The organism is Mycetohabitans sp. B3 (assembly GCF_021498065.1).
GTDB lineage: Bacteria > Pseudomonadota > Gammaproteobacteria > Burkholderiales > Burkholderiaceae > Mycetohabitans.
Window position 1 is genome coordinate 355,754 of the sequence record NZ_JAHLKN010000026.1, and the last position, 25,765, is coordinate 381,518.

Consider the following 25,765-nt stretch of genomic DNA (forward strand, 5'->3'; position numbering starts at 1 on the left):
CTGCCCCGGCGCCGCGCTCCCGGACTATTCGACGCATGAATCCATCTCGCCTCTTTATTCTCCGCCCGGTCGGCACAGCACTGCTGATGGCCGCCATCATGTTGGTCGGCCTCGTGTCGCTGCGGTTTCTGCCGCTATCCGCGCTGCCGGAAGTCGACTATCCAACGATTCAAGTGCAGACCTTCTATCCGGGTGCCAGCCCCGAGGTAATGACCTCGTCGGTGACCGCGCCGCTGGAGCGCCAGTTCGGTCAGATGCCGGGGCTAAACCAGATGTCGTCGCAAAGCTCGGCGGGCGCATCGGTGATCACACTGCAGTTTTCGCTGGACTTGCCGTTGGACATCGCGGAGCAGGAAGTGCAAGCGGCCATCAACGCAGCAGGCAACCTGCTGCCGTCCGACCTGCCAGCGCCGCCGATCTACGCCAAGGTCAATCCAGCCGACGCCCCCATTCTCACGCTGGCGATCACCTCCGAGACGCTACCGTTGACCGACGTGCAGGACCTGGTCGATACCCGGCTCGCGCAGAAAATCTCGCAAGTGGGCGGCGTGGGGCTGGTGAGCCTGAGCAGTGGACAGCGGCCCGCGATCCGCATCCAAGCCAATCCGCGCGCGCTCGCAGCGTACGGCCTGAACCTGGACGATCTGCGCACCACGATTTCGAACCTGAACGTCAACACGCCAAAAGGCAATTTTGATGGTCCGACGCGGGCATACACAATTAATGCGAACGACCAGTTGACCGATACCAATGCGTATCACAGTGCGGTAATCGCCTATAAGAACGGCCGCCCGGTGAAGCTAACCGACGTCGCACAGATCGTCTCCGGCCCGGAAAACACGAAGCTGGGCGCGTGGGTCGATACCGAACCGGCGATCATCCTCAATGTGCAGCGGCAGCCGGGCGCCAACGTCATCCAGGTAGTTGACAACATCAAGGCGCTGCTGCCGCAGTTGCAGCAAAGCCTGCCCGCTTCGGTCGAGACCCGCGTGTTGACCGATCGCACCACGACGATCCGCGCGTCGGTGCGCGACGTGCAGTTCGAGCTGGCAGCGGCGGTCGTGCTGGTGGTGCTGGTGATATACCTATTCCTCGGCAGTTGGCAGGCGACCGTGATTCCCAGCCTGTCCGTGCCGCTGTCGCTGATTGGCACGCTGACGGTGATGTACCTGTACGGATTTTCGCTGAACAATCTGTCCTTGATGGCGCTGACCATCGCCACCGGCTTCGTCGTCGACGACGCGATCGTGATGATCGAGAACATTGCGCGCTATGTCGAGGACGGCGACACGCCGTTGCAAGCCGCGCTCAAGGGCTCCAAGCAAATCGGTTTCACCATCATCTCGCTGACTGTGTCGTTGATCGCGGTGCTGATCCCGCTGCTGTTCATGAGTGACGTCGTCGGCCGGCTGTTCCACGAGTTTGCGATCACACTTGCCGTGACGATCGTGTTCTCGGCGGTGGTATCGCTCACGCTCGTGCCGATGATGTGCGCCAAGCTGCTCCGACACAGTCCGCCGAAGGAAAGCGGCCGCTTCGAGGCCAGGGCCCGTGCGTTCTTCGACGCGGTGATCGCCGCCTACGGAAAAATGCTCTCGCGGGTGCTCGAGCACCAGCCGCTCACGCTGCTCGTCGCGCTGCTCACGCTAGTGCTCACGATTGTGCTTTACATCGTGACGCCAAAGGGCTTTTTCCCGACGCAGGACACCGGCATCATCCAGGGCATCACACAGGCCTCGCAAAGTGTGTCGTACGCGGCCATGGCCGAGCACCAGCAAGCGCTCGCTACCGAAATCCTGAAGGACCCGGACGTCCAGAGCCTGTCGTCGTTCATCGGCGTGGACGGCACCAATATCACGCTAAATAGCGGCCGTCTGTTGATCAATTTGAAGCCGTTCGACGAACGCAGCCGCGACGCGCAGCAGATCATCCGCTCATTGCAGCAGCGCGTCGCGCAGGTACCCAGCATCTCGCTGTACATGCAGCCGGTGCAGGACCTGACGATTGACTCGACGGTCAGCGCGACGCAATACCAATTCATGCTGACCGACGCGAATGCTCAAGCGTTCGCCGACTGGGTGCCGAAGCTCGTCGCGCGGCTCAAGCAGGCGCCGGAGTTGGTCGATGTCACCAGCGACTTACAGCAAAATGGGCTCTCGACGTATATCGAGATCGATCGCAGTACCGCCGCCCGCTTCGGCATCACGCCGGCGACGGTCAACAACGCGCTGTATGACGCGTTTGGGCAGCGCATCATCTCGACCATCTTCACCCAATCGAACCAGTATCGCGTGATCCTGGAAGCAGACCCGAAGTTGCACGAGTCCCCGGCGGACGCGCTGGGCGCGATCTATCTGCCATCGGCCACCGCGGCTGGCGCCCAGGTCCCGCTGTCGTCCATCGCGACCTTCCATCAGCAAAACGCGCCGCTGCTGATCTCGCACTTGGGCCAGTTCCCGACCACCACCATCTCGTTCAACCTCGCGCCAGGCGAATCGCTCGGCGCGGCGGTGAAGGCCATCGAACAAGCGAAGGACGACATCGGCCTGCCGCCCTCATTCCAGATCCGCTACCAGGGCGCGGCACTGGCGTTCCAAGCATCGCTGTCCAACCAGGTATTCCTGATCCTGGCCGCGATCGTCACGATGTACATCGTCCTTGGCGTGCTATATGAGAGCTTTGTTCATCCGATCACGATCTTATCGACGCTGCCTTCCGCTGGCGTCGGCGCACTGCTCGCATTGATCATCACCGGACATGACCTGGATATCATCGGCATCATCGGCATTGTGCTGCTCATCGGCATCGTCAAGAAGAACGCGATTATGATGATTGACTTCGCGCTCGAAGCGCAGCGGGAGCAAGGCAAGTCCCCTCGCGACGCGATCTACCAGGCCTGCCTGCTGCGCTTGCGGCCGATCCTGATGACAACGATGGCGGCGCTGCTCGGTGCGTTGCCGCTGATGCTGGGCACGGGCTCCGGTCACGAATTGCGTCATCCGCTAGGCATCGCGATCGCCGGTGGGCTGGTCGTCAGCCAGCTGCTGACGCTGTTCACGACGCCGGTGATTTACCTTGGCTTCGACCGGCTCGCTTCGGCGCTGCGCGAACGCTTGTCGCACGATGCCAGCGGCGAAGGCAGCAGACAATGAACCTTTCCCGCCCTTTCATCGCGCGCCCCGTCGCCACCACGTTGCTGGCCGTCGGCATCGCACTGGCCGGGCTGTTCGCTTTCGTGAAGCTGCCGGTGTCGCCATTGCCGCAGGTGGACTTTCCGACTATCTCGGTGCTGGCAACGCTGCCTGGCGCCAGCCCGGAGACCGTCGCCACCAGCGTGGCCAGCCCGCTCGAGCGACACCTGGGCGCCATTGCGGACGTCACCGAGATGACGTCGATGAGCGGCATCGGCAATACGCGGATCGTGCTGCAATTTGGGTTGAACCGCGACATTGACGGGGCGGCTCGCGACGTGCAGGCCGCGATCAACGCCGCGCGGGCGGACCTGCCGGCCAACCTGCGACAAAATCCAACCTACCACAAGGTCAACCCGGCCGACGCGCCGATCCTCGTCCTCGCGCTGACGTCGAAAACGATGACGGCCGGACAGATGTATGACGCGGCATCGACCGTGCTGCAACAGGCGCTGTCGCAAATCGACGGAGTCGGCGAAGTCAACGTCAGTGGCGCGGCCAATCCGGCCGTGCGCGTCGAGGTCAATCCGACCGTGCTGTTCCACTACGGGATCGGACTGGAAAACATCCGCGCCGCGCTCGCGTCGGCCAATGCAAACAGCCCGAAAGGTGCGATCGAGGCCGGCCACCGACACTTGCAGCTGTACACGAACGACCAGGCGCGGCGCGCTGATCAATACCGTGACCTGGTGATTGCTTACCGCAACGGCTCCGCGGTGCGGCTTTCCGACGTCGCGCAGGTCGTCGATTCGGTCGAAGACCTGCGCACCATGGGCATGATGAACGGCGAACGCGCGGTGCTCGTGATCCTGTACCGGCAGCCTGGCGCCAATATCATCGAGACAGTCGACCGCGTCAAAGCGAGGCTGCCCCAGCTACGCGCGGCGCTGCCCGCGGCGATCGATGTGACGCCGACCGCCGACCGCACGATGACGATCCGTGCTTCACTGCGGGACACCGAGCGCACGTTGTTGATCGCGGTGATCCTGGTGGTGATGGTCGTGTTCCTGTTCTTGCGCAACTGGCGTGCGACGCTGATTCCCAGCGTTGCGGTGCCCGTGTCGATCATCGGTACGTTTGCCGGCATGTACCTGCTCGACTATTCGATCGACAACTTGTCGCTGATGGCGCTGACGATCGCCACCGGCTTCGTCGTCGACGATGCGATCGTCGTGCTCGAGAACGTCTCGCGGCACATCGAGGCCGGCATGCCGCGCATGCGCGCAGCCATCGTGGGCGCGCGCGAAGTCGGCTTCACGGTATTGTCGATCAGCGTATCGCTGGTCGCGGTATTCCTGCCGATCTTGTTGATGGGCGGCATCGTCGGTCGTCTGTTTCGTGAGTTTGCTGTCACGCTGTCGCTGGCGATCTTCGTGTCGCTGCTCGTGTCGCTGACGCTCACGCCGATGATGTGCTCCAAACTACTCGCGCCAACCACCCGCCCCCGCGGCGAAGGCCGGCTCGCACGCTGGCTCGAAGCCGGCTTCGCGCGCCTGCAGCGCGGCTATGAGTGCTCGCTCGGCTGGGCGCTGGATCATGCGTTGCTGGTGCTGGCCGTGCTGGTCGCCACCATTGGCTTGAACGTGTACCTGTACACGATTGTGCCGAAGGGCTTCTTTCCGCAACAGGACACCGGCCGACTCGTCGGCGGAATCCAGGCGGACCAGAGCACGTCGTTCCAGTCGATGCAGGTGAAGTTCTCGCAGATGATGGACATCGTCAAGCGCAACCCGGCTGTGGACTCCACCGTCGGCTTTACCGGCGGACGTCAGACCAACGCGGGTTTCATGTTCATCTCGCTGAAGCCGCTCGCCGAGCGCGGGGTGTCCGCGGACCAGGTCATCGAGCAACTGCGCGCGCCGCTGGCCGAGGTCGCGGGCGCTAGAACGTTCCTGCAAGCGGTGCAGGATATCCACGTGGGCGGAAGACAATCGAACGCGCAGTATCAATTCACGCTGCTCGGCGATTCGACCGCGGAACTGTACAAATGGGCGGCGATCCTAACCGAGGCGCTGCAAAAGCGGCCCGAGCTTGCCGATGTGAATTCGAACCAGCAGCAAGGCGGCCTGGAGGCAAATGTGATCATCGATCGGCCGAGCGCTGCACGCTACGGCATCACGCCTTCGCAGATTGACAATACGCTGTATGACGCCTTCGGCCAGCGGCAGGTGTCGACGATCTACAATGCGCTGAACCAGTATCACGTCGTGATGGAAGTAGCGCCCCGCTATTGGCAGAGCCCCGAGATCCTGAAGGACATCTTTATTAGCCAATCTGGCGGCAGCGCATCGGGCACCGCGAGCACCAACGCGACGGCCGGGACCGTTACCAGCGCGTTGGACGCGACGAAGACGGCCGGCACGACGGCGGCCAATGCCGCCAGCCGTGCAGCGAGCGTCGCGCTCGATTCAGCGCGCAATCAAGCGATTAATTCGATCGCCTCTAGCGGCAAGTCCAGCTCATCGTCCGGCGCCGCGGTATCCACCGCCAAGGAAACGATGATCCCGTTGTCAGCCATCGCGCGCTTCGGCCCAGGCAATACGCCGCTAGCGGTCAGCCACCAGAACCAATTCGTTGCGACGACGATCTCATTCAATCTGCCGGTGGGAAAATCACTGTCGGATGCGACCGCCGCAATCTACCAGACCATGGCCGACATCGGCATGCCCGGCACCCTTCACGGCAGTTTCTCTGGCACGGCGCAGGCGTTCCAGCAAGCGTTGTCGAACCAGTTGCTATTGATTCTCGCGGCGCTCGCCGCGGTCTACATCGTGCTGGGCATTCTGTACGAGAGCTATATCCATCCGCTGACGATCCTGTCCACGTTGCCGTCGGCCGGCGTCGGCGCGCTACTGGCGTTGCTGCTGTTCGATACCGAGTTCAGCCTCATTGCGCTGATCGGCGTGATCCTGCTAATTGGCATCGTCAAGAAGAATGCAATCATGATGGTGGACTTCGCGATTGACGCCGCGCGCACCGGCCTGGGCTCGCGCGAGGCGATCCGCCAAGCCTGCCTGCTGCGCTTTAGGCCGATCATGATGACCACCTGCGCCGCGCTACTCGGCGCGTTGCCGCTTGCCTTCGGCCACGGCGAAGGACACGAGATGCGCGCGCCGCTGGGCATCTCGATCGTCGGCGGATTGATTGTCAGTCAGTTGCTAACGCTTTATACCACGCCGGTGGTTTACCTCTACATGGACCGGCTTCGTACCTGGTGGGCAGCGCGACATGGCGGCGAGCATGTCCCGCCGCACCACGCGTTCGGCAAGGGCGAGTAACGCAGGTAGAATACGGCCCCCGCATCGAGTGCGATCCCGCGCCAGTCCAGCTTGCGCCTCGCCCGATGCATGCATTCTCCCTGCTTCAAACTGCATATCTTCATGGCCAAACTCTTGACAGACCAGGAATTCCATCGCTTCACCGAATTGCAACAAAAACAAACGGCATTCACAATTTCGAGCGACGAGGCCGATGAACTGCGCGATATTGTCGCGCGCGCGCAACAGCGTCGCGACGATCGTGCGCAAGCCATGCAGACGATCGAGAGCCACATCCGCACATTCGGCATCACGCCCGACGAACTCTTCTCCCCGCAGCAGATCGCCGAAGCGGCGCGCGCCTTCGGCCTGATCCCGTTGGCCAAAAAGCCGCGCAAGGGTACAGATGCCAAGCCGGCCGAGCCCAAGGCAAGCGCCGTGGCACCGGCGAGTTCTATCGCGGCACCGACGGGTCCTGTGGCGGCGCCGGCGGGTTCTGTCGCGACGTCAGCAGGCTCCGTGGTGACGCCGGCGGGTTCTGTCGCAACGCCAGCAGGCTGCGTGGCGGCGCCGGCGGGCTCCGTCTCGGCGCCGGCGCTCGCGGTCGATACCTCGCGCAAAGCGAAGCTGCCTGGCGCCGGCATGGATACGCACACGGCCGCCGACGATGCGGATAGCGATCCGGCGCCTGCGCCGGGCGCAGAGACCGCATCCCCGGCTGCTGTGCAAGCCGGGGCCGGAGCGCTAGCCAGCGCTGAAACGGGGACCGAAGTTCGGACCGAGCCTGTATGAGCCCGTCCGCGCCAACCTGCGATGACGCGCCGTTCAATGCACCCCTCCCGCACGCGTAACGTCTAATGAACACAGCGCGCGTCGCACCGGCGCGCGCCTGCCAACTGACCTGCCCGGCCCCCGCCCCACCGGGGACGCCGCTCGAATCGCCCCGTCCGGTTTATCGGCGACAGAACATTCTCATCATTTTCTCTACACCTGGTTAGCGAATGCCGTGGTGAGTGGCCACCGTCCGTCTCTTCGTCCCGACGAGAATCATCGGCCACGCCCGACCCGGTTCGGGCCATCGGGTTCGCTTGTGGCACCTCGTGTTCGCGTCCAGCTTATCCAACCAGCCAAATACCTATGAAATAACGATACATCTGTTCATTTCGGACGAGGCCTTGCATGACAACCACGATCACGATTATCCAAACCGATTCGCCGTCTTCCAACTGGCCCCAATGGCCCGGGCTTTACGACAACGACACGTCGGGAATCCATCACAAACGAGCAGGAGACGGGCAAACCTCGACGTCATCGGACAGGCAGTGGTCGAACACCGACGATTTGCTCAATCAACTGATCCAGTTATTGATGCAGTTTAACGGCAACGGTAACGAGGGCAATACCGGCGATGGCCCGGACTCGGGTGGCGCCATTGGCCGGCATCACGGCGGCGGCGGATGTCACCATCACCATTGCGACGCGCCGGAGGACGGCACGAGCGGCTCATCCGGCAAGACCCACGGCACTTCATCCGACAGCGACGCTACCGACTCGACCCAAGCGAACAGCCGGTCCGGCAAGGACCAGCCAGCGCTGGACGGTCCGACAACGCCAGGCAAGGCCTATACGCCAGGGAAGAATCCGAAGATCGACCGGTGGGAAAATGACATCAACCTGGCCGCGCGGCTGACGGGGCTAGATGGCAACCTGATCGGTGGGCAGATGTGGGCCGAATCGCGCGGTAATCCGAAGGAATGGTCGAAAAACAGCGACGGTACGCCGGATCTGAGCCTGATGCAGATCGGCCAGCGGCGCTGGGAAAAGGACGTGTTGCCGACGCTGACGCAGCAGGACAAAGAGAACATTAAAAAATTGACTGGCAAGGACGCGAAGGACCTGGATATGAGCAACCCGCACGACAACGTAATCGCGGGAGCCTTCGAACTCAAGTCCCACATCATCGAAAGCGGCGGTGATCGCAACAATCCGATGGCCAACGAAAAGGCACTGAAGAAGGGGCTCGAAGAATACGTTGGAGTGGGCGATGAAGCGAAATACGCAAGACACGTTATGACTAACTACAACGTATTAAACCAGCATAAAGAACTGGACGACAGCCAATAATGCGCAGAGGTGCCGCCGGCGCCCGCCATCGATTGCGCGATGTTGTCCGGCGCAATCCGCGTCCTATGTCCCACGGGGCACAGTGGCCGTTGCAGACGACCCAGGCCCAGGGCTGGGCTCACCCCGTATCAGGTGATCTTACAACGGCCCCCAAACGCGCCGCTTGAGACCATGGCCAGCCAGACTGGCAGCGGTTTTCCAAAATAACGGCGCGCTGCCCAACAAGGAGCGCAACATGACCATTACCATTTCCATCACTCAATCGGATTCGCCCTATTCGGCGTTCAACCCGGATAGCCCGAGCTACACGTACGGCACCGCCCCGGACGCTGCGCACCATAAGCGCGCGGAGCAAAGCGATTCCATATCGTGTCCGACGAACGGCACGTCATCGGACGACTCCGATTTCTTGCAAAAACTCATCGAACAATTGCTGGCCCTGCTGCAGAATTCGCATAGCGACGACGACAATTCGTTCGATGACGACGACACAACATGCAGGCATCGCTCCCCGGCCCCGTCAACGGATGGCGACTGCGAATGTCCATGCTCACCGCATCATGGGCACTCGGCTGCGGATCATTCCCAGCACGATGGCAAAGCGCCGGTCACTAGCGGTGGCTCGGGCACGATCAACAGTCCGGCGTCCAACGACAACTCCAGCACGGTCACCCATCCAGGGAGCAGCAACAGCAAGGACGCGTCGACGAACTCCACCGAGTCCGCAGACCCCTTCCATGCGTCCGGCAATAGCGGCTTTGACCCTTCGGGTGTCAGTCAGCCGTCTACCGGCAATCAGTTTTACCAATAGTCGTCATATAGCTGAGCCACGCCATTGTGGCGTGGCTTAGCCGCTATCGACGTGTCGCACACGACATGCAGATACGCATAGCGCTGCGCTGGCAGCATGAAGTGCTCGCTGGCGTCGCCGTCGAACAAGCCGGCATATAGCCGTCCATCCTGGCGGATTTGCAGCGACCCGTCCTGTCCGTGCGGGGACAAGACCAGCCGCAACTTGCTGGGCGCACCGGCTGGGAATTGCGGATCGCCGGCGTGCAACGCACAGTCGAGATTCAAGGCGCGCTGGTGCGCCAACAGGGGGACGTCGTCCGCGATGCGGCCGTTGCCGGGCTCGACATCGCGCCGCTACCCCGCTTCATCGTGGCGCCGGCGTTGGGCCATGGTCAGCTCGTCACCATGCCGGAGCCGTTTGCGCAAGATCCATTGCCGCTGAACGTCGTCTATCCACCACATTGGCAGCGGCAGGTGCTCGCCACCTGTTGGGCACTTGTCAGGTTTCTCGAAAAGCGATTACGCACGCGCCTTCCCCAATGATCAAAGCCGCGACTACATTGCTTGCAGCCACGTCAATACTGTATTTCGGGAACTTCCCGCAGTGTACGCCCCTGGCAACGGGGCTTCGCGCGCGTTCATGGTAACGCGTTGCAAAGCGTCCTAGAGTGACAACGTCAGCACTACCAGAGAGTACCCGATATGATGTTGAGCTCGTCACTTCATCCACGCAATCATGATGTAGACCTAACAATGGATTTCGGTGAACGCCTGGCGCAACTGGTCGGCGCCCCACCGCGGCTGCAGCCGGCGCCGTCCAGCCATGTGTATCACCACGGCCAGATTGAAGGTCTGCCTCACGCATGGAAAAAACAGGTTGAGGCACGCAGCCGCGCAATGGCTCAATTGGAAAGCCTGCCCCATGACGGGAACGTGCGTTCAGTGCCTGTGTCAGCGGTGGACAGACCTTCAGCGCAAACCCCGCCCACGCCCGATAGCACCTCATCCGCGCTGAGCTTGGCCGAGATACACGACCTTGCTTGGCATTGCAGGAACCTGATCGCCCGCATCACGCGGTCCCCGTCAGAACGGCGGACCGTTTCGTCGGAAAGATCCGTTGCAGATGCGTCGCAACGCGAGGTCCGCCTGCCACGCGCCATCACGCGGGTGGGCTTAGGTACCGCCATGCGCGGCGTATATGCCACGATGGCTACCCCGATTCAACTCTTTAAAGGTTACACGCAGACCACTTCCGACTGCCTTGATCAGTCTTCCGAATTAATTGAAGCGGATCCACTGGACACCATCAAGCGAGCCGGCATTTCCGAGGAAATTTTCAGCCGGAACGAGAAAATCGCTGCCGACGGCACGTTGGCCTTGCTGGCGATCATGGAGATCAAGTCAGGCATTCAAGAAATGGCGCATGCCGCCAAGCACCACAAAGAACTAAAACGCTCGATCCAGCAACTCGAACAAGAGGTCGCCTGTCTTGAGCGGCTCGCCGGCGTTGCCGGCTCAACGCGAGATCGCAACCATCCCACACAAGCGGCTTCGGTCCGACTGTTCACCGATGCGCAATCGATGATGACATGCTTGCGCGCCGTTATGGAAGTCAAGCGCCAGGTGATGGCATTCACGCGGCAGCAAAACCGTGCCGATGCCGCATTAGGGGCATGCTCGATCGCTTCCGGTAGCACCGTGCTGGCCAAGGCCTCAGTCGGCATTGCCGCCAAGGCTGCGCTGTGCGCAGCAGACAGTCCTGCCGCGGCGGCATTGGATCACGTCGCAGGCCTCGCGACGCTGGGTCTGGAGCCGCTTGTCGGCGCCACGGCGCTCGCCAGTGGCGCATACAAGGTTCATCGTTCGCGCCAGCAGCTCAATGCGTTCCGCGCCGCCAAGGCCGCCACCGACACGCGCTTGAAAGACGCACATATCGATGCCCTGATCGATCAATTGCGCCAAAACGGGCACCACCTAAGTCCTGAAGACGCCGAATTGCTGCACCGCTACGCGCGATTTCAATCACTGAAGTTGGAACAGCGGGATCAGTTCTTTACAAGCTATGCGCGATGGAACAACAGTTTCCTCGCTGGCAGCGCTGTCTACGCCGCGAGCACGTTGGCTAAGGCCGGTGTGGCGGGCGCCATCGCCGCCGGTACGGCAGGCGCTGCGGTAGCCCATCCCGCCGTCGCCGGGGGCCTCTTGGCCGTGACAATAAGCGGGCTGCTCATGATGAGCGCATCATCGCAGCGCGCGCTCTTCGACTACCGTAGACAACGGCGCTACCAAACCTACTACACCGACGATGACCCAGAATTGAATCGTACGTTTCTGGAATCCATGGACGTGCTCAATTGGGGCAGCAGCACTGCAACGCCGTTGGACGGCTTGCTGCTGCAATCAGCATTCTACAAACAGATATATCAACGCGAAGACCAACGTCAAACATTTCTGAGCCAGGTCGCAGACCAGCTCGGCAAACGCTACGACGACAAATATGTCTACACCGGCGATTCTGATGCGCGTGGCGCCAAACCGTCCACCCAGCAATTTATTGCGAACACGGCCCGACGTGCAGCGCAAGACTCATTGGGACGGCTGAAGGCAGCGTCATCATTCCTGGCTCACAGTGCCAAGCTGAACTCACCGTACAGCGCGACGCGCGCCGCCAAGCAAGCTTGGAACGACTCACGCCAGTATCTGACCCGAAGCAGCTTGAAAACATGGCTCGCCCAACCGACACGAGAAGCACAAGCGGCCCAGATTGACTTGCTGGAAGGCATGCTGAACACCCAGGCCATTTATTTGCGCAGGAAGCTGCAGGCCAAAATACAGACCTATCAGAACGTAGTAAGCAAGTTGAGCGGCATTCCTGCCCCATCTCCGGAAGGGCACGCCATTGAGGACGTCAGGCTCAGCACCGTGGACGCCGACGACAACACGTCGCGCGAACACAAATTCAAGGCAATATTCGCCCCGCTGGATGCGACCGTCACGCACGTCGAAGATATCTGCGTCGAAAACCATCCGGCCGACATGCCGCGCAACCTCGCGTTGAAGGAAATCCTGGTTGGGTTGGACAAGGATCTGGAATATGATCAGCGCCTGTATCGCGACGCATTGGCCGTACGGGCGCAATGCCGTAAGCTGAAGCGCCAACTGCCGTTGACGAACGCACACGAGCGGCAACTGGCCGTTGTAATCGACCAGTTCATCTCGGTGCAAAAGGGTGAACTCGTCGACCCCCATGCGCCCCGCGCCGACTTGGCATCAAGCCACGACAAGTTGGCGACTTATCTGATGAAAAGCGCACCGAAACGCTACCGCGACCTGCGCGGCAAGCTAATTGAAACGCTGATGCAGGCGACGCGGCAGATCGACCTGTGTCGTGCATGGCACGATGGCGAAGTGGCCGGGACGCGAGAACCCAACGCGCCGGATGCGGCGCCGCACCAGCCACGACGCGCATTCCCAAACTTAAGGCTGCGTCACACGGTTTTCTGAAACGGTGCGCGTTTGGCCGCAGCATCGCTCGACATCGTTTCGCGCACGCAACGCACAAATCCCTGCGCGGGCGGGCGCGCTGGAACCGTGCGTCGCTGCGTCACGCGGTAGCAAGCTCAGTTTCGGCTTTGGCAACAACGACTTAGCTTGCGTATCCAAAGGTTGTCCACATTGTTGCAAACAAAATATGTGAATAAGCGCCATATCAAGCTTGCGCGCGTGTTTAAGATCAATCAAGCGCGCTCGTGCGCCTGTAGCCGGGATTCCCGATCCAAGCGCTGGTACGCTGACGCTAAACAGCATCAAGTCATCGTCGCCATTACAGATGCGAGCCTAGCCACGGACGCGGCGCGACAACATCGGGCGAGCCAGTAGCGCGAGTCACGCCTGCAAACATACGTCGATGCATCATATCGTTAGGCTTTTCTCACTATGCTTACCTGTTACACTACATTGATCCTCTTTGCAGATTGCATCAGGCGAAAGTTGCCAAAATACCCAAACCGAGGCTGCGGTAACCAACCCGATGCAAATAAAAGTGGCACGAAATATAGGCAGTAAGTCCGCGTCCATATCGGTCGTAAACAGCGATTGGAAAAAGACCAATAAAACACTTGCGACAGTCACACTTAAGCTCATAGCCAGCATTTGAGTAGTCGAAAACAGCGCATTACCACTGCTCGCACCAGGCCCGGCAAGGTCCTTTAGCGTCAGCGCGTTCATTGCAGTGGTTTGTATTGAATACAATGCGCCAAAAGCAAGCAGTTGAATCACTCGTAACCCAGCTGGTTGCGCTGTCGAAACCAAAGAAAAGCTGGCTATTATTGCGCCTACTAACAGGCTGTTGCTCGCCAAGATACGACGATAGCCGTAGCGAGTCACGAGAGGGGCAATAAATCGTTTTGCTCCCATGGCCGCCGCTGCGACGGGTAACATCATCATCCCTGCTTCATACGGCGAATAACCGAGGCCGATTTGTAATAGCAACGGGATTAAATAAGGCATCGCATCGCCCCCAATGCGCGTGACCAAATTCCCCACTAGGCCCACACGGTATGTGCGTACATGGAATAAACTCAGTGGAAAAAGCGGATAATCCATGCGTACTGCATGCAATCCATAGGCAGCGAACGTCGCCAAGCTGACACCGATTAACGTCAATAGGATGGTGCTGGACAGGTTATAATCGGTTAACCCATTGAGCGACAACGAAATTGCCAACACGCATGTTGCAAACAGAAAATAACCTTTTAGATCAAAACGTTGCACCGGCAATTTTATATTACTCATAACAAGCCGGCTTGTCATCAAAATCGCTATACCAATCGGCACATTCATCACAAAGATCCAGCGCCAGGAGGTAACCGATACGATCCAGCCCCCAAGCGTTGGCCCCAAGACCGCCCCAACGAGTCCGGGTATTGCCACGAAGCCCAACGCTTGTACATACTGGCTGGGGGGAAACGTTCGCATAATGGCTAGCCGCCCCGCCGGCAATAACACACCGCCGCCCAGCCCTTGCACCACCCGCGCAATCACCAGCTCGTTCAACGAGCGCGATGTTGCACAACCGATGGAACCTATTGTGAATAATGCAATGGCCGCCAAAAATACGGACCGTGTTCCAAAGCGATCTGCTAACCAGCCAGAGGCTGGAATCAGCATCACCACCGTCAATGAGTAGGCAAGCACAATCGACTGCATTTGCAGTGGATTTTTATTGAAATTGCTGGCCATCGTTGGCAACGCGGTATTTAGGATCGTGGCGTCAAGTGTTTGCATAAAGAAACCAATGCCGACAACCCATAGTAGCCCGGATAAAGCTCCTTGTTTTTGCATTTCTTTTTTGTCTAGTAATAGGAAAGAGTAACGGGAAGAAGCAGGCGAACAGCACAGCCTAACTGGCCATCAAACAATGAAAAAATTTCAATTTTACAGCTTTATGACAGTGGGTGCATGCAACATGGTGTTTGAGCGTCTTGACCAATGCTTGCCGCGCTAGTAGAAGCGGACGCTGATGGACATCGAGCGCGAGCGAGCGGCCAGCACGCTGGGTCCAGGGCGCGCAAAAAGAAAGCTCGCCGAGGCCATCAACCTTCGATCCCATATCGCGGCGGAAGCACGTGCCAAGACCACTTACGATCGATTGGTCAGCGTGACTGGCGACCCTGGCGTGCGCGAGGCGCTAAGCTTTCTAATGATCCACGGTGTCACACCAAAAGTCTTTTGAAAAAGCGCTGTACACGATCACGTCGGAGTTCCCGCCGAGTAAAGTTGCACGCATTCCCGAGTATGCGAGTAGTTATTTCAAGATGTCGGAGGACGACGCGCGTCGGTGCGCAGGCCATGGAATGAGAGCAGTGACCTGACGTTGGCGGAGAACCCGACAGCGCCAGTCGACGGTGGCGACGGAAGCGACACACCGGAGCGGAACTTGGGATGAAAAATAACGCGCGAGACGGCACATAAACGCCGGTTTGATAGGCCACTGTGCCCTCGTGGAACACGAGTTGCTAAGAAGTCATAGCACTACACCTGCTCAAGCAAGGAGGACTGAATGACAAACCGCTCCAATTCCCCCGAACAGCAACAAACATCGGGCGAAAACGACTCCGATACGTTTACCACCGACGTATCCGAAACCAACGATCAAGGCACAACTGTGCGCGAAGCTGAAGTGCGCAAGGACGACCTTTCTGAGGTTGTCCCCGGTAAGCCGGCCGACGAACAGTAGCATACCCTATTGCCTCACCGGCGGCCTGCCGGTTGAGGCGCGGTGGGGGAGCAATAGCATACAGGCTACAGCAACCCCACCGTGCCATCAGACCAGCGGCACGCCATTGCCTACCCACGCCACTTCGGTCCGTTTTTGCTTAATTATGAAACAGGTTCAATAGCTCGCGAAGCGAGGTATTAATGGGCGTGTCCGCATGGATGACGAGATCGCTTGAGTCGGTCCAGTCGGCCAAAGTTGCTTTATTGTCCTGTTTTGTTATCGCGATCAATGAACCGGCATCTATCCCACGTGCCGATATCAAGAGGGGGTTTAGAGGAGTATCCACATGAATGTCCAGTTTTTCCGGCATGAGGCCAGCAGCTACCGACACGTCGCGTTGCAACGTCAACGCGCCCTTCAGCCATAGCTGTTCCGACCCGTCGCTGCCGAGTGCTCGACGCGTCACGCTGACGTCTTGCAAACCGATTGTGCTTTTATTGCCATCTGACGACGTCTGCGAAATGTTAAAGCCGGGCTGCGTATTAAGAAAGCGAATCGGGGGAACGCTGTTTAAGCTGTTAGTCTGCCTGATTGAGACACCACCGTGGATGGCCATCGACGTATGCATGTCACTTACGCACAGTGCGCCACCGTTTCCTCCCATGGTGGCGACAGCGCTCTGGAGCGTAGCCTTCTCCTTCACGGAAATCGATGCTTCGCCGGTCAACTCGACTTCGGTACCCAATGTGAAATCGCTTACTCGGCACTGCACGTAAGCCGCATGTATCGTTACCGCGCGTTCCGGCCCGGCCGCTTCCCTGCGAGTTAGGTGCATCGAGCCGCCGTATGGGCAAGCCTCCCATTTGGAGACGCCATCCGACGGCGGCGGTGAAGATGCGCTTGCGCGTTGCGGCGGCTCATCGAAAGCACCTTGCAGCATATCCGACAGCACCCCACTTATCCAAAGCGCTCTCAGCCCATAAAAGGTCGTGCCATAAATGGCCTTCCAATAAGCGTGGTCTTTTACCACGTCTATTGGATCTTGTCTCAGGTGGCCCTCGTCCCCAGCGGTCAGCCCCTCACCGCCCAGCCGCTGTGGCAATTTCAGTGCCGTATGGTGGGGACCGCGCATGAGCAGATGGACATGCCCAGGCTCATGGTCGACCTGCTCATATGTTTTGGTGGAAGAATTGCGTATAACGGAATCGTCGCCACCGCATGCGGATAACACGAGCGTGCATGCCAGCGCTGCGCGCGAAATAGGCATCTTTATAAACTTCATTAGTAAGAAAATTAAAATAACGATACTCCGCCACAGCAAAATGGGCGGTGCCTGTTAAGCAGGGTACTTCGCCGTGCAAGTGTTAACCTACTGGCGTCGATTGTAATGGCAACTTCAGCAACAACGATTGCCTTGGGCGATGCGCGTCACGAAAGGCCTAGCGTTGTGCGGCGAGTACAGCGGGTGCGACCACCTACGTTGCAGAGCACGCCCCAGCTAACAAGCGCAGCGCATAGACCGTATGGATCCAGAGCACTGCGACACCTGGGCTATTCTTATCGCTGCCGGTCATCCTCGGCGTACGCACCACGATCGGCGAAGAAGCGCTCGACAACGAGGATTGGCGTGCGTTGGAACTCGTGTAGCGAGCGATATTTCAACGCGCTATGCGGATGCTTTTCGTTATAGCGCTCGAAGGCAATGGCGAGATTGCGTGCAGCCGTGGCAGACAGCAGCGCCACGGACGTACCGTAGCGGGATCCGTTCAGCGCTTCATCGAGTAGTCGTTCACGTTTTCCGTTATTCCGCGGGCCACGTCGCGTCCCACAGCGCAATAGGCTGAACTGTCGCTGCCGTTTAAATATTGGATTTTATTGGCCCGCCCTGCAGGATTCGAACCTGCGGCCTACGGCTTAGAAGGCCGTTGCTCTATCCAACTGAGCTAAGGGCGGTCAAGGGGTTCATGATTGTACTGCGCATCGCCCGTTCGCGGCTCCATCGGGACTCGACCATCGGCTTAGAAGACCGATGTGCTAATCCAACTGAGCGATCGACAAACAGGCGTTCCATTATAACTGAACAACGGAGCCGGCTCCGCTTGCCGGCTCACAATACGCGACAGCGTAACGCTTACGCCACCGACTGGGGATTGAAGAAGAACCAGGCAAGACACGCCAAGCCGGCGATCATGCAATAGAGTCCAAATGAAGCCAACCGCCCGCGGCCTTCAAAATAACGCATCAGAAAACGCACGCTCAGATACGCGGCGATGCCGGTCAGCACGCCGCCTAGCATTGCGTCCGCCAGTTGCGCCGGCGCGTGAAACAGTTTAGGCACCTCGAGCAGGCCCGCTCCAAAAATAATCGGCGTACCGAGCAGGAACGCGAACTCCGCCGACTTTTCCGCGGGCATGCCAGCACCCACACCGGCGATCATTGTCAAGCCGCTGCGCGAAAAACCCGGAATCAGCGCACCGATCTGCGCGATGCCAACCAGCGCGGCCTGCTTGAACGTTAGATCCTCGGGTGCACGCGCCGCGCGCGCGCGCTGCAACCGGTCGCCGATCCACAGCAAAATACCGTTGATCACCAGCGCCAATGCCACGATACGCAAGTCGTGAAAGACCTGTTCGATCCGCTTTTCCAGCAGAACACCGACGACGCTTGCCGGAATTGTGCCGATCAGCAACGCCCAGGCCAAATGTCCGTCCTCGGTACGGCGGCCGCCCAGCGAGCCGAGCAAGCCTTGGATGATCGCGATCCACCGCCTGCGAAAATACCACAGCAGCGCAAAGGCAGTGCCCAAATGCAGCGCTACCAAAAAGGGCAACAGCTGCGGCGCATGCTTGTCGATGTGCATGTCGAACAGTGCCGGCACAAGCAGCGTATGCCCGAGGCTGCTGACCGGGAACAACTCAGTCACACCCTGCAAAACACTCAGAAAGATCAGAAACACAAGGCTCACGAAAGAAAGTCCTCCATGTAATGACAGCATCAGCGCGGATCGCGCAATGAACGGGCGAGGTGAAGCCCGCCCGGGGGCATCCAGCCAAGTTTTCGGGCTGCCGATGGCAAGTGTCCGACAGCCTGGTCGAACGCGCGCCGGGAATGGCGAGCGCCACCATGCACGCATACGGCCACGGTGCCGCGCAATGGATTTGACGTCGACAGGGGGCGCCACAGCCGGAGCCGCCTAGCACGCTGGCCGGCGCGCGGGCTCTTTTTTGGCATGACGGCATAGGCTTGTCCGTTCGGCAGGTCGCACACCCTGGCCACCGACCTCGCACAACACGCCTGTGCTGTAGTGGCGCGATGTGATTTCAGACAGTGCTATGACGATAGCGCTACTGCCATTGGCTAGCGTGTCGGCACAGGATTGGGGCCAACTGGCGTCGGTGTTCGCGAGCCAGCAGGCGGCTCAGGAACACGCGAACGCATCACAGCGCAATGGCGCGCTGACGGTCGCCATCGTCGCGGTCTTGCTACTGAGCGTGGCTGTTCGCGTATTGGCGCGCGCGCAAAAGCCGCTCGGAAAAGGCCCCGGCCGGCTTTAACAATGCCGGCCGAGCCCAACTTGCCGCGGCACGGACCGCGACAGTGGCAACACAAAGGCAGCAGACCAGTTATTTGGCCAGCTTATAGAAAAAGAGGAGCGTGCCGCCGGTAAACATGCCAAAAAGCGCACATCCCATCGCCGTTGCCAAGTCCATGGTCGTCTCCTCTCCGATACGGTATTGTCTGAGTCATTATTGACAGCGATTTGCCGCCGAGCAACCCGAGAGAACCCGCATAGCCGACATCCGGCGGCACACCGATGTCATGGAAAACTCGCCCGTCGGCAGGAGGGCGCCCCACTTTTCTATTTCGATCACAAGATGCATTTCCAGAACCAGGATGTCATTGAACTCAAACGCGAGTGCGCCAGCTTGCTGGTCGCGCCGCAATCAGGCGGTCGTCTGTTGCGCTGGCGCGTGGGTCACCACGACGTCATTGGATGGCCGGACAACGCGAATTGGAACGAGCCCGCCCGAGTGCGCGGCGGCAATCCGCTGCTGTTCCCCTTCCTCGGCCGGCATCGCGTCGAGGGCACGATCGGTCGATGGCGCGATAGCGCCGGCGTTGTACGGGCATTGCCGATGCACGGATTCGCCCGATATCTGCCGTTCGAGTCGACAATCGACGTGGCTAACGCCCGCATCGATATGACGCTGACGGACAGCGATGCCACCCACACCGGCTATCCATTCAGCTTTCGGTTCGATGCGATCTATCATCTCGTCGACGGCCACACCCTTGACGCGACCCTCACGACGACAAACATCGGCGACACGCCGCTGCCGTACTATGCAGGCCATCACTTCTATTTCTCGCTGCCTCACACGCTGCGGGGCGAATCCCGGCTCACGTTGCCGCCGACGCAGATGCTGTACCAACGCGATGATGGTGCAATTGCCCAGGCGGCTGACGCGGCACACGCGTATCGTCTCGACGACACGCGTATCGTTGACCGTTTCCATGCGCTGGACCCGCTGTCAAGTGGAGCGCAGGTCAAGCTGCACACGCCGTCACTGGGCCGCACGATCACGCTAGCGCTCGAGCGCCCCGGCTCGATCCCGTGGTATGCCGTCACAACGTGGACCGAAAAACCCGATTCCGATTTTTATTGCATCGAACCCTGGCTCGGTTTGCCAGATGCCATTCACAACGGACTTGGGTTGCGCTGGCTTGCGCCCGGGGCAAATGAAAGCGCGGTGGTGCGAATCCACATAGCGCTTGACGAATGACGTAAAATGAATCGTTTTATGCTCCGCCCGCATGGCCCGGCCAACGCCTTGCGGGCGCCGCGAGTTTCGATGCAGAAAATAAAAAGTGGTTTTGCCGATGGTTGCAGCGCGATGTTCAAACGCGTGCGCGCCCTCGGTTCGGTGCAGTATGTGACGGTATGCTGCGGTATTGCATTGTTGCTGTCCGCGTGCGGTTCCGCCCCGGTCGGTTCTGGCTTTTATCGCGTCGTACGGGGTGACACGCTTTCGCGGATCGCCCAACGTCACGGCCAAAGCGTCGCTGCGATCGCGCGGTGGAATAATCTACCTAATCCGAACGTGATCGCAGTCGGCCAGGTCCTGCGCGTCGCGCCGCCGACTCGTCCAGCACCATCACGCGGCGTGGCGGCCGCGCCGAACACCACTGCTGCGGCTAAGGTCAAGCCTTCGTTGACACCCGCTACGACAATCAACTTGATCTGGCCCGCCCGAGGCGACGTGGTACGCCGTTTCAACGGCGTAGATTCCAAAGGCGTTGACATCGCGAATGCGCCCGGCACGCCCGTGGTCGCCGCCGCGACCGGAACCGTCGTCTATGCCGGCAATGGTCTGCGCGGTTACGGCAACTTGCTGATCGTCAAGCACAATGCCAATTTCCTGACCGCTTATGCACACAACCGCGCACTGCTAGTCAAGGAAGGCCAGAACGTCACGCAAGGACAGACCATTGCCGAAATGGGTGACAGCGACAGCAACCGGGCCGCACTACACTTCGAGCTGCGATACGATGGCAAGTCGATCGACCCGGCCCGCTATTTGCCACCGCAATAGCGGCAAGCGCAGGCGCCGCGTCGTACGGCGCTGACTGGCAGGCCGTGCTGCATGCGGCATCAAGCATCCAACGTTGGGCTCAACGCAGATGCCCGGTCTTCGGATCCACCCGCATCGCAAAGGCGATCAATACGCCGACCGCAACGGGCGCAACGAGACAAAATGCAAACAGCATGTTTCCCCCGGTATCGACAACCTGTTGACGTCAATCATACGCACTCAGTCAAAACCGTGCAGACATCAAGCGCCACCTAGCCAATAGTCCTGGTAAATTGTCCGCTATAAACAAGCAGACACGACGGTACTGTCAGTTCGGGATGTTGCCGTCTCCCGAACGTCGGCCATCATGCTTGCCACCACGGTCCCGCCTTAATCCCGCGAATTAGCTCTGTTTAATTTCGCCCAGGAAGTGGCGCCCGTAGCGCTTGTTGATATCGGCGAAACGAAACAGCGTGAGGAAATCCGCGACGTTGAAATCCGGATCCCATGCGGGTGCGCCGCAGATCCTCGCGCCCAGGCGTAAATAACCTTTGATCAGCGGCGGCGGGAATACCGTAGAACCAGTGGCGAGTTCGTCCGTCGGTAGCGGGGTATGGGGGAAGGCCCGATATTCCGGCGCGGTCATCGATGCCTTGCACAGCGACATGAACAAGTTGGCCGCGTAATGCCCGCCGTCCACCATCGGGACGCTCGCACAGCCAAGCATCGTCTCATAGCCGTTTTGCAGCATGTATTCAGCCAGTCCCGCCCATAGCGACATGATGACTGAACCGCTACGATAGTCCGAGTGCACGCACGAGCGCCCGACTTCGACCATCTTGGCGCGCAGATGCGTGAGGCGCGAAATGTCGAATTCACTTTCTGCATACAACTTGCCAATGCGTGCCGCCTGATAGGGTGGCAGCACACGATAGGTTCCGACGACCTGCAGCGTGCCCAGGTCGCGCACCAATAGGTGGTCGCAGTACGCGTCGAATTCGTCGACGTCCTGGCCTTTGGAGCCTTTGAGTTGCGCTCCCATTTCTTCTGCGAAGACGCGGTAACGCAGCCGTTGTGCCTCGCGAAGCTCTTCTTCCGTCCGTGCCCAGGCCACGCCGAGATGATGTTGTCCAGCAACCGTTTCTTGCGACTGAGGAAGACTCCTGCGTGAATCGAGGGGAATGGACGCAAGCGGCAAGGTAGGATTCGGCAACTCTCGCATTGGCGTGTCCTGTCAAAATTACAGAAAGGTTGCGTGCAATGTAGAACCAGCGGTGACGTGTGGATGGCAAACAGGATGATTTGGTGACAACATACGCAATCGGCACGAATCACACAAGGTCCGGATTCACGACGGCATGCAGCACGGCCTGCGCTTGTTCGTCACGGCGGCGGTTGGCCAATCACCAGGTCCAGCTTTTTTGATGCGCCAGTTCGCTTCCTTACCGGATATCAGCAGTGCGGCAACGTCCACACCGGGCGCGAGTTCGCGTAGTATGCGAAAACGGTCGGTCAATGACTGTGCCGTTTGCACCGTTCGATTGGCTGGGCTGCTGAGCACGGCAGCCTCGCCGGGTAGCCAGGAAACCAGCCCACTTGGCGATTTACTCGGCTTGCTTGCGTCCGCGGACGGTCAATCGGCGCGCCCAAGTCACTGGGCGCCCGGCCAGTTTCGCGTTCAGAAAGGTTTTCGGCATCGGCGTGACGCCAGAGAATTAAGTCCATTGTCGCTGCTATGGTCCGTGTACAGAATCGACTGTTGCACCGAATTCAGCCGCGAAGGCGGCTCCGAGTGCAGTTCGACAGGATGCACGGCGGCGGCGACGCGCGCATGTCCGGCGTACTAACGCATCCGCTACGTGCGTGGGTACGGGTGCAGGTGTGGGTGCAGTACACCGTATATCGACACGGGGCACTCAAAAAATTGACGCCGCATCAACCATTCGACTATAATCATCAATTCGGCGGAGCGTAGCGCAGCCTGGTAGCGCATCTGATTTGGGATCAGAGGGTCGTAGGTTCGAATCCTATCGCTCCGACCAATAGAATCAAGCACTGATAGAACAAAATTTACAACAAAAGTGGCTGGCCGCGTATTGGTCGCGGACGGCTTATACGCTATCTCTAGCAGCATACGGCTTCACATCCCTACCCTGCAAGTCATTCTGACGCTCGACCAGCCAAGGCTCCGGTTCTGCAAAGCTTAGCCGCTTCAACTGAACTGGGGACGACTTGAACTGCGGCTGTTGACTGACAGGATCGCGAGCATAAGTAGTGTGCTGATTGGCCGCCTGATGGCCTTTACCGAAATGGAAAGGGATAAACAACTCCCCGGGCCGCACCGTGTCGACGACCATCGCCGGCCCTTCCCATCGCCCGCGCATCGACGATACCTCCACCCAGTCTCCAAGACGAACACCCAGCCGTTGCGCGTCGTCGGGATGGATTTCAACATAGGCATTTGGCACACGCCGATGCAGCGCTTCCGAGCGTCCTGTCTTGGTTCGCGTGTGGAAATGGTAGACGACACGCCCGGTCGATAGGACGAAGGGGTATGCCTCGCTTGGCGGATTGGGCGGCCGGCGCCACTGTGCTGGCCGCAGAAAGGCGCGGCCTTTGGGATCGATGGCCTCGTATTCCTCGCGTGTGTGTTTGTTGCCAGTCAGGAAATCGGCGCCGTAGCTTTCGCATTCGTCGATCCCAGTCCAGAAATGCAGATCTTCGTATAGTCGCTCACTGCCCTCCGGGTGTTGCTCGTTGCAGGGCCAGCGTACGCCCCCCTTTTTCAGCAGCAGCTCGTAGGTCATGCCTGAATAGTCACACGGCCGACCCTTTGACACGCGTCGCCACTCGTCAAACGCCTCTGGTGGTTCCCGGTAGCGGATTAGCGGTTCACCGTCCCGGTCCTTGAACCCAAGGCGGCGCGCGACCTCGACAAAAATCTCGAGGTCGGTGCGTGCCTGTCCCGGCGGTTCGACGGCCTTGCATAGCAGATTGACGGTGCGGTCAGCATTTGTCACGCATCCGGTCTTTTCGCCCCACATGGCCACCGGAAAATAAATGTCGGCCAAAGCAACCGTTTCAGCGTCGACAAAGGGGTCTTGCACGACCACGAACAACTGCTCCAGAATGCGCCGCGTACGGTTCTGGTCGGGCAAACTGACAACCGGGTTGGTGCCGATCACCCACAGGAATTCGATTTCCCCACGCTCGGCGGTTTCGAGCATCGTGATGATGTCTTTCGGTACCTCAGGTTGGAACGTAGCGGGGTCGATATTCCAGAGTTCGGCCAACTCCCGCATATGGGTAAGGTTGTGGGGATTGCGATAGCCAGGGTAGGAGCCGTCCGCCCCAGCTTCCCGATTCGACATGGCCGAGGGTTGTCCCGCCATTAACAAGGGGCCCGCGCCGCGCTTGCCGATGGCGCCGCGCAGCAGATGCACGCTATTGACCAATGAAGAGGACGCGGTCGCCTCCACAGCCTGATAAAACCCCTGCAGCACGGTAGAAACCATGCGATCGGTACTACCTATCCATTGCGCCGCCGTCTCGAGCGCGGCAATCTCGATACCGCAGATGTCGGCCACGCGTTCCGGCGGATAGTCGGCCACGACCGACTGCATCAGCTCGAAACCGACCGTGTGCTCGCGCACGAAATCGAGATCGACCGCGGCGTTCCGAATCAGCAGATGAATTAGCCCGTTCATCAGCGCCACGTTAGTGCCAATTCGGATTTGCAAATGCAGGTCTGCTCCCTGGCGTACGGTCGGATTCTTGCGCGGGTCCACTACAATAATACGGCCCTGGTTGCGTTGTTTTGCCGCTAGCATCCGCTCCCACAGCACCGTTTGTGCCTCGGCAACATTGTGCCCATAGAGGCATAAAAGTTCTGCATCGTCGATGTCGACATAGGATGCAACGGGACCATCAGAGCCGAAATTAGCCATCAGCCCGGTGGCCGAAGTCGCTGTGCACAGCCGCGTGTTGCCATCGATGTTCGACGACTGCAGGCCGCCTCGCCAAAGCTTGCCCAGGGTATAGAATTCCTCGAGAGTCAGTTGTCCGGAGTTGTAGCAGGCAAGGTTACCGTGGCCCTGTTTCCATGCGTCCTGAAACTTTTGCACAAAGAAGTCCAAAGCTTCGCCCCAACCCACCGGTTCCAGAGGCGCCCCTTTGACGCGCCGGATCATCGGTTGACGTCCACGTCGGGGACTTTCATTCGCCACCCAGGCATTCTCACCTTTAGGGCCAAGATGTCCGAAATTCACCGGATGGTCTAGCCTCCCGCGAACGCCTACGATGCGCTCGTCCTTGACAGCGATTTCTAGACCGCAGCCGTTAGAACAAAGTATGCAGGCGGAATGGACCCACCGATCGGGATTACCGGGGCACTTAAGATTTTGATCCTGACGCGGTTCCATGATCCCTCCCGAAGCACGTTCTCTGAGAAACGCAAACAACATTCCCACGCAGCGCGACAGCGCGGTCAGTACCAAAATCGTTGCCTCTGCCTCAATCCCGCCGGAGCGCTCTGCCCTCGGCGAACAGGGCTGGTCGAGGTCAAGTAAAGTCCGTTTTCAAAGAGGAAGACAAACATGAAAAAGCGCC

The 25,765-nt window shown here is 59.5% G+C and carries 17 protein-coding genes, 2 tRNA genes and 3 pseudogenes; 14 read left to right on the top strand and 8 right to left on the bottom strand.

The window, feature by feature from the left end:
* Window positions 1-35: 35 nt before the first annotated feature.
* The 5 genes and pseudogenes from KQH55_RS08165 (at window position 36) to KQH55_RS08185 (ending at window position 9,383) form a co-directional block, all read left to right on the top strand.
* Window positions 36-3,152: an MdtB/MuxB family multidrug efflux RND transporter permease subunit gene (locus KQH55_RS08165; protein ID WP_235090576.1), complete on the top strand. Its 3,117-nt coding sequence runs from the start codon at window positions 36-38 to the stop codon at window positions 3,150-3,152.
* Window positions 3,149-6,469, top strand: a complete 3,321-nt coding sequence (locus tag KQH55_RS08170; RefSeq protein ID WP_076795661.1) for an efflux RND transporter permease subunit — start codon at window positions 3,149-3,151, stop codon at window positions 6,467-6,469. Before KQH55_RS08165 ends, KQH55_RS08170 begins: the two co-directional genes overlap by 4 nt.
* Before the next feature lie 102 nt (window positions 6,470-6,571).
* A pseudogene (locus KQH55_RS08175) lies at window positions 6,572-6,844 on the top strand (hypothetical protein); the annotation flags it as partial.
* Between the two features lie 783 nt (window positions 6,845-7,627).
* Window positions 7,628-8,572, top strand: a complete 945-nt coding sequence (locus KQH55_RS08180) for a lytic transglycosylase domain-containing protein (RefSeq protein ID WP_076795664.1) — start codon at window positions 7,628-7,630, stop codon at window positions 8,570-8,572.
* Between the two features lie 235 nt (window positions 8,573-8,807).
* Window positions 8,808-9,383: a hypothetical protein gene (locus KQH55_RS08185; protein ID WP_139337373.1), complete on the top strand. Its 576-nt coding sequence runs from the start codon at window positions 8,808-8,810 to the stop codon at window positions 9,381-9,383.
* A gap of 62 nt (window positions 9,384-9,445) precedes the next feature.
* Here KQH55_RS08185 and KQH55_RS08190 read toward each other — a convergent pair.
* Window positions 9,446-9,589 (bottom strand): annotated as a pseudogene (locus tag KQH55_RS08190) (quercetin 2,3-dioxygenase); the annotation flags it as partial.
* Window positions 9,590-9,625: 36 nt separating this feature from the next.
* Here KQH55_RS08190 and KQH55_RS08195 point away from each other — a divergent pair.
* Both KQH55_RS08195 and KQH55_RS08200 read left to right on the top strand, forming a co-directional pair.
* The gene (locus KQH55_RS08195) at window positions 9,626-9,907 is read left to right on the top strand and encodes a hypothetical protein (protein WP_235090577.1); all 282 of its coding nucleotides are present in this window, start codon (window positions 9,626-9,628) and stop codon (window positions 9,905-9,907) included.
* Between the two features lie 663 nt (window positions 9,908-10,570).
* The gene (locus KQH55_RS08200; RefSeq protein WP_235090578.1) at window positions 10,571-12,868 is read left to right on the top strand and encodes a hypothetical protein; all 2,298 of its coding nucleotides are present in this window, start codon (window positions 10,571-10,573) and stop codon (window positions 12,866-12,868) included.
* A 408-nt stretch (window positions 12,869-13,276) separates the two neighbouring features.
* Here the strand turns inward: KQH55_RS08200 and mdtD are convergent, their stop codons facing one another.
* Window positions 13,277-14,707 (bottom strand): multidrug transporter subunit MdtD, encoded by a 1,431-nt coding sequence (gene mdtD, locus KQH55_RS08205; protein ID WP_235090579.1) that lies wholly within the window; start codon window positions 14,705-14,707, stop codon window positions 13,277-13,279.
* A 178-nt stretch (window positions 14,708-14,885) separates the two neighbouring features.
* Here mdtD and KQH55_RS16885 point away from each other — a divergent pair, with 178 nt between their 5' ends.
* Window positions 14,886-15,098 (top strand): manganese catalase family protein, encoded by a 213-nt coding sequence (locus tag KQH55_RS16885; protein WP_076786613.1) that lies wholly within the window; start codon window positions 14,886-14,888, stop codon window positions 15,096-15,098.
* A gap of 327 nt (window positions 15,099-15,425) precedes the next feature.
* Window positions 15,426-15,602, top strand: a complete 177-nt coding sequence (locus tag KQH55_RS08215) for a hypothetical protein (RefSeq protein ID WP_170872413.1) — start codon at window positions 15,426-15,428, stop codon at window positions 15,600-15,602.
* 139 nt (window positions 15,603-15,741) lie between these two features.
* Here KQH55_RS08215 and KQH55_RS08220 read toward each other — a convergent pair whose 3' ends face one another.
* Window positions 15,742-16,866: a hypothetical protein gene (locus tag KQH55_RS08220; protein ID WP_076795679.1), complete on the bottom strand. Its 1,125-nt coding sequence runs from the start codon at window positions 16,864-16,866 to the stop codon at window positions 15,742-15,744.
* Between the two features lie 136 nt (window positions 16,867-17,002).
* Here KQH55_RS08220 and KQH55_RS08225 point away from each other — a divergent pair.
* Window positions 17,003-17,213 (top strand): annotated as a pseudogene (locus KQH55_RS08225) (MFS transporter); the annotation flags it as partial.
* On the opposite strand, the gene KQH55_RS08230 reads toward KQH55_RS08225, so the two are convergent.
* The 3 genes from KQH55_RS08230 to KQH55_RS08240 all read right to left on the bottom strand — a co-directional run bounded on the left by KQH55_RS08230 (window position 17,142) and on the right by KQH55_RS08240 (window position 18,549).
* Complete coding sequence (locus tag KQH55_RS08230; protein WP_235090580.1) at window positions 17,142-17,420, bottom strand: integrase core domain-containing protein; 279 nt, start codon at window positions 17,418-17,420, stop codon at window positions 17,142-17,144. The pseudogene KQH55_RS08225 and the gene KQH55_RS08230 sit on opposite strands and share 72 nt — an antisense overlap.
* A gap of 40 nt (window positions 17,421-17,460) precedes the next feature.
* Window positions 17,461-17,537, bottom strand: a tRNA-Arg gene (locus tag KQH55_RS08235).
* 178 nt (window positions 17,538-17,715) lie between these two features.
* Complete coding sequence (locus KQH55_RS08240) at window positions 17,716-18,549, bottom strand: undecaprenyl-diphosphate phosphatase (protein ID WP_076797227.1); 834 nt, start codon at window positions 18,547-18,549, stop codon at window positions 17,716-17,718.
* 367 nt (window positions 18,550-18,916) lie between these two features.
* Between KQH55_RS08240 and KQH55_RS08245 the strand changes: the two genes are divergently transcribed.
* From KQH55_RS08245 to KQH55_RS08255, 3 genes are all read left to right on the top strand, one after another.
* Window positions 18,917-19,138, top strand: a complete 222-nt coding sequence (locus KQH55_RS08245) for a hypothetical protein (protein ID WP_076786607.1) — start codon at window positions 18,917-18,919, stop codon at window positions 19,136-19,138.
* A 321-nt stretch (window positions 19,139-19,459) separates the two neighbouring features.
* On the top strand, window positions 19,460-20,368 hold the full coding sequence (locus KQH55_RS08250) for an aldose epimerase (protein WP_076795684.1): 909 nt from the start codon (window positions 19,460-19,462) through the stop codon (window positions 20,366-20,368).
* Window positions 20,369-20,479: 111 nt separating this feature from the next.
* On the top strand, window positions 20,480-21,178 hold the full coding sequence (locus KQH55_RS08255) for a peptidoglycan DD-metalloendopeptidase family protein (protein ID WP_076797228.1): 699 nt from the start codon (window positions 20,480-20,482) through the stop codon (window positions 21,176-21,178).
* A 382-nt stretch (window positions 21,179-21,560) separates the two neighbouring features.
* Here the strand turns inward: KQH55_RS08255 and KQH55_RS08260 are convergent, their stop codons facing one another.
* The gene (locus KQH55_RS08260) at window positions 21,561-22,379 is read right to left on the bottom strand and encodes a GNAT family N-acetyltransferase (protein WP_076795686.1); all 819 of its coding nucleotides are present in this window, start codon (window positions 22,377-22,379) and stop codon (window positions 21,561-21,563) included.
* Between the two features lie 743 nt (window positions 22,380-23,122).
* Between KQH55_RS08260 and KQH55_RS08270 the strand changes: the two genes are divergently transcribed.
* A tRNA-Pro gene (locus KQH55_RS08270) sits at window positions 23,123-23,199 on the top strand.
* A gap of 69 nt (window positions 23,200-23,268) precedes the next feature.
* Here the strand turns inward: KQH55_RS08270 and KQH55_RS08275 are convergent.
* Window positions 23,269-25,578, bottom strand: a complete 2,310-nt coding sequence (locus tag KQH55_RS08275; protein ID WP_076795691.1) for a molybdopterin oxidoreductase family protein — start codon at window positions 25,576-25,578, stop codon at window positions 23,269-23,271.
* Between the last annotated feature and the right edge of the window lie 187 nt (window positions 25,579-25,765).

Bases quoted from the DNA above. Each gene is read 5' to 3' on its own strand.
- KQH55_RS08185 (WP_139337373.1), top strand. From the start codon at position 8,808: ATGACCATTACCATTTCCATCACTCAATCGGATTCGCCCTATTCGGCG.
- KQH55_RS08200 (WP_235090578.1), top strand. From the start codon at position 10,571: ATGGCTACCCCGATTCAACTCTTTAAAGGTTACACGCAGACCACTTCC.
- KQH55_RS08250 (WP_076795684.1), top strand. From the start codon at position 19,460: ATGCATTTCCAGAACCAGGATGTCATTGAACTCAAACGCGAGTGCGCC.
- KQH55_RS08170 (WP_076795661.1), top strand. From the start codon at position 3,149: ATGAACCTTTCCCGCCCTTTCATCGCGCGCCCCGTCGCCACCACGTTG.
- KQH55_RS08215 (WP_170872413.1), top strand. From the start codon at position 15,426: ATGACAAACCGCTCCAATTCCCCCGAACAGCAACAAACATCGGGCGAA.
- KQH55_RS08220 (WP_076795679.1), bottom strand. From the start codon at position 16,866: ATGAAGTTTATAAAGATGCCTATTTCGCGCGCAGCGCTGGCATGCACG.
- KQH55_RS08260 (WP_076795686.1), bottom strand. From the start codon at position 22,379: ATGCGAGAGTTGCCGAATCCTACCTTGCCGCTTGCGTCCATTCCCCTC.
- mdtD (WP_235090579.1), bottom strand. From the start codon at position 14,707: ATGCAAAAACAAGGAGCTTTATCCGGGCTACTATGGGTTGTCGGCATT.
- KQH55_RS08255 (WP_076797228.1), top strand. From the start codon at position 20,480: ATGTTCAAACGCGTGCGCGCCCTCGGTTCGGTGCAGTATGTGACGGTA.
- KQH55_RS08165 (WP_235090576.1), top strand. From the start codon at position 36: ATGAATCCATCTCGCCTCTTTATTCTCCGCCCGGTCGGCACAGCACTG.
- KQH55_RS08245 (WP_076786607.1), top strand. From the start codon at position 18,917: ATGACGATAGCGCTACTGCCATTGGCTAGCGTGTCGGCACAGGATTGG.
- KQH55_RS08180 (WP_076795664.1), top strand. From the start codon at position 7,628: ATGACAACCACGATCACGATTATCCAAACCGATTCGCCGTCTTCCAAC.
- KQH55_RS08275 (WP_076795691.1), bottom strand. From the start codon at position 25,578: ATGGAACCGCGTCAGGATCAAAATCTTAAGTGCCCCGGTAATCCCGAT.
- KQH55_RS16885 (WP_076786613.1), top strand. From the start codon at position 14,886: ATGGACATCGAGCGCGAGCGAGCGGCCAGCACGCTGGGTCCAGGGCGC.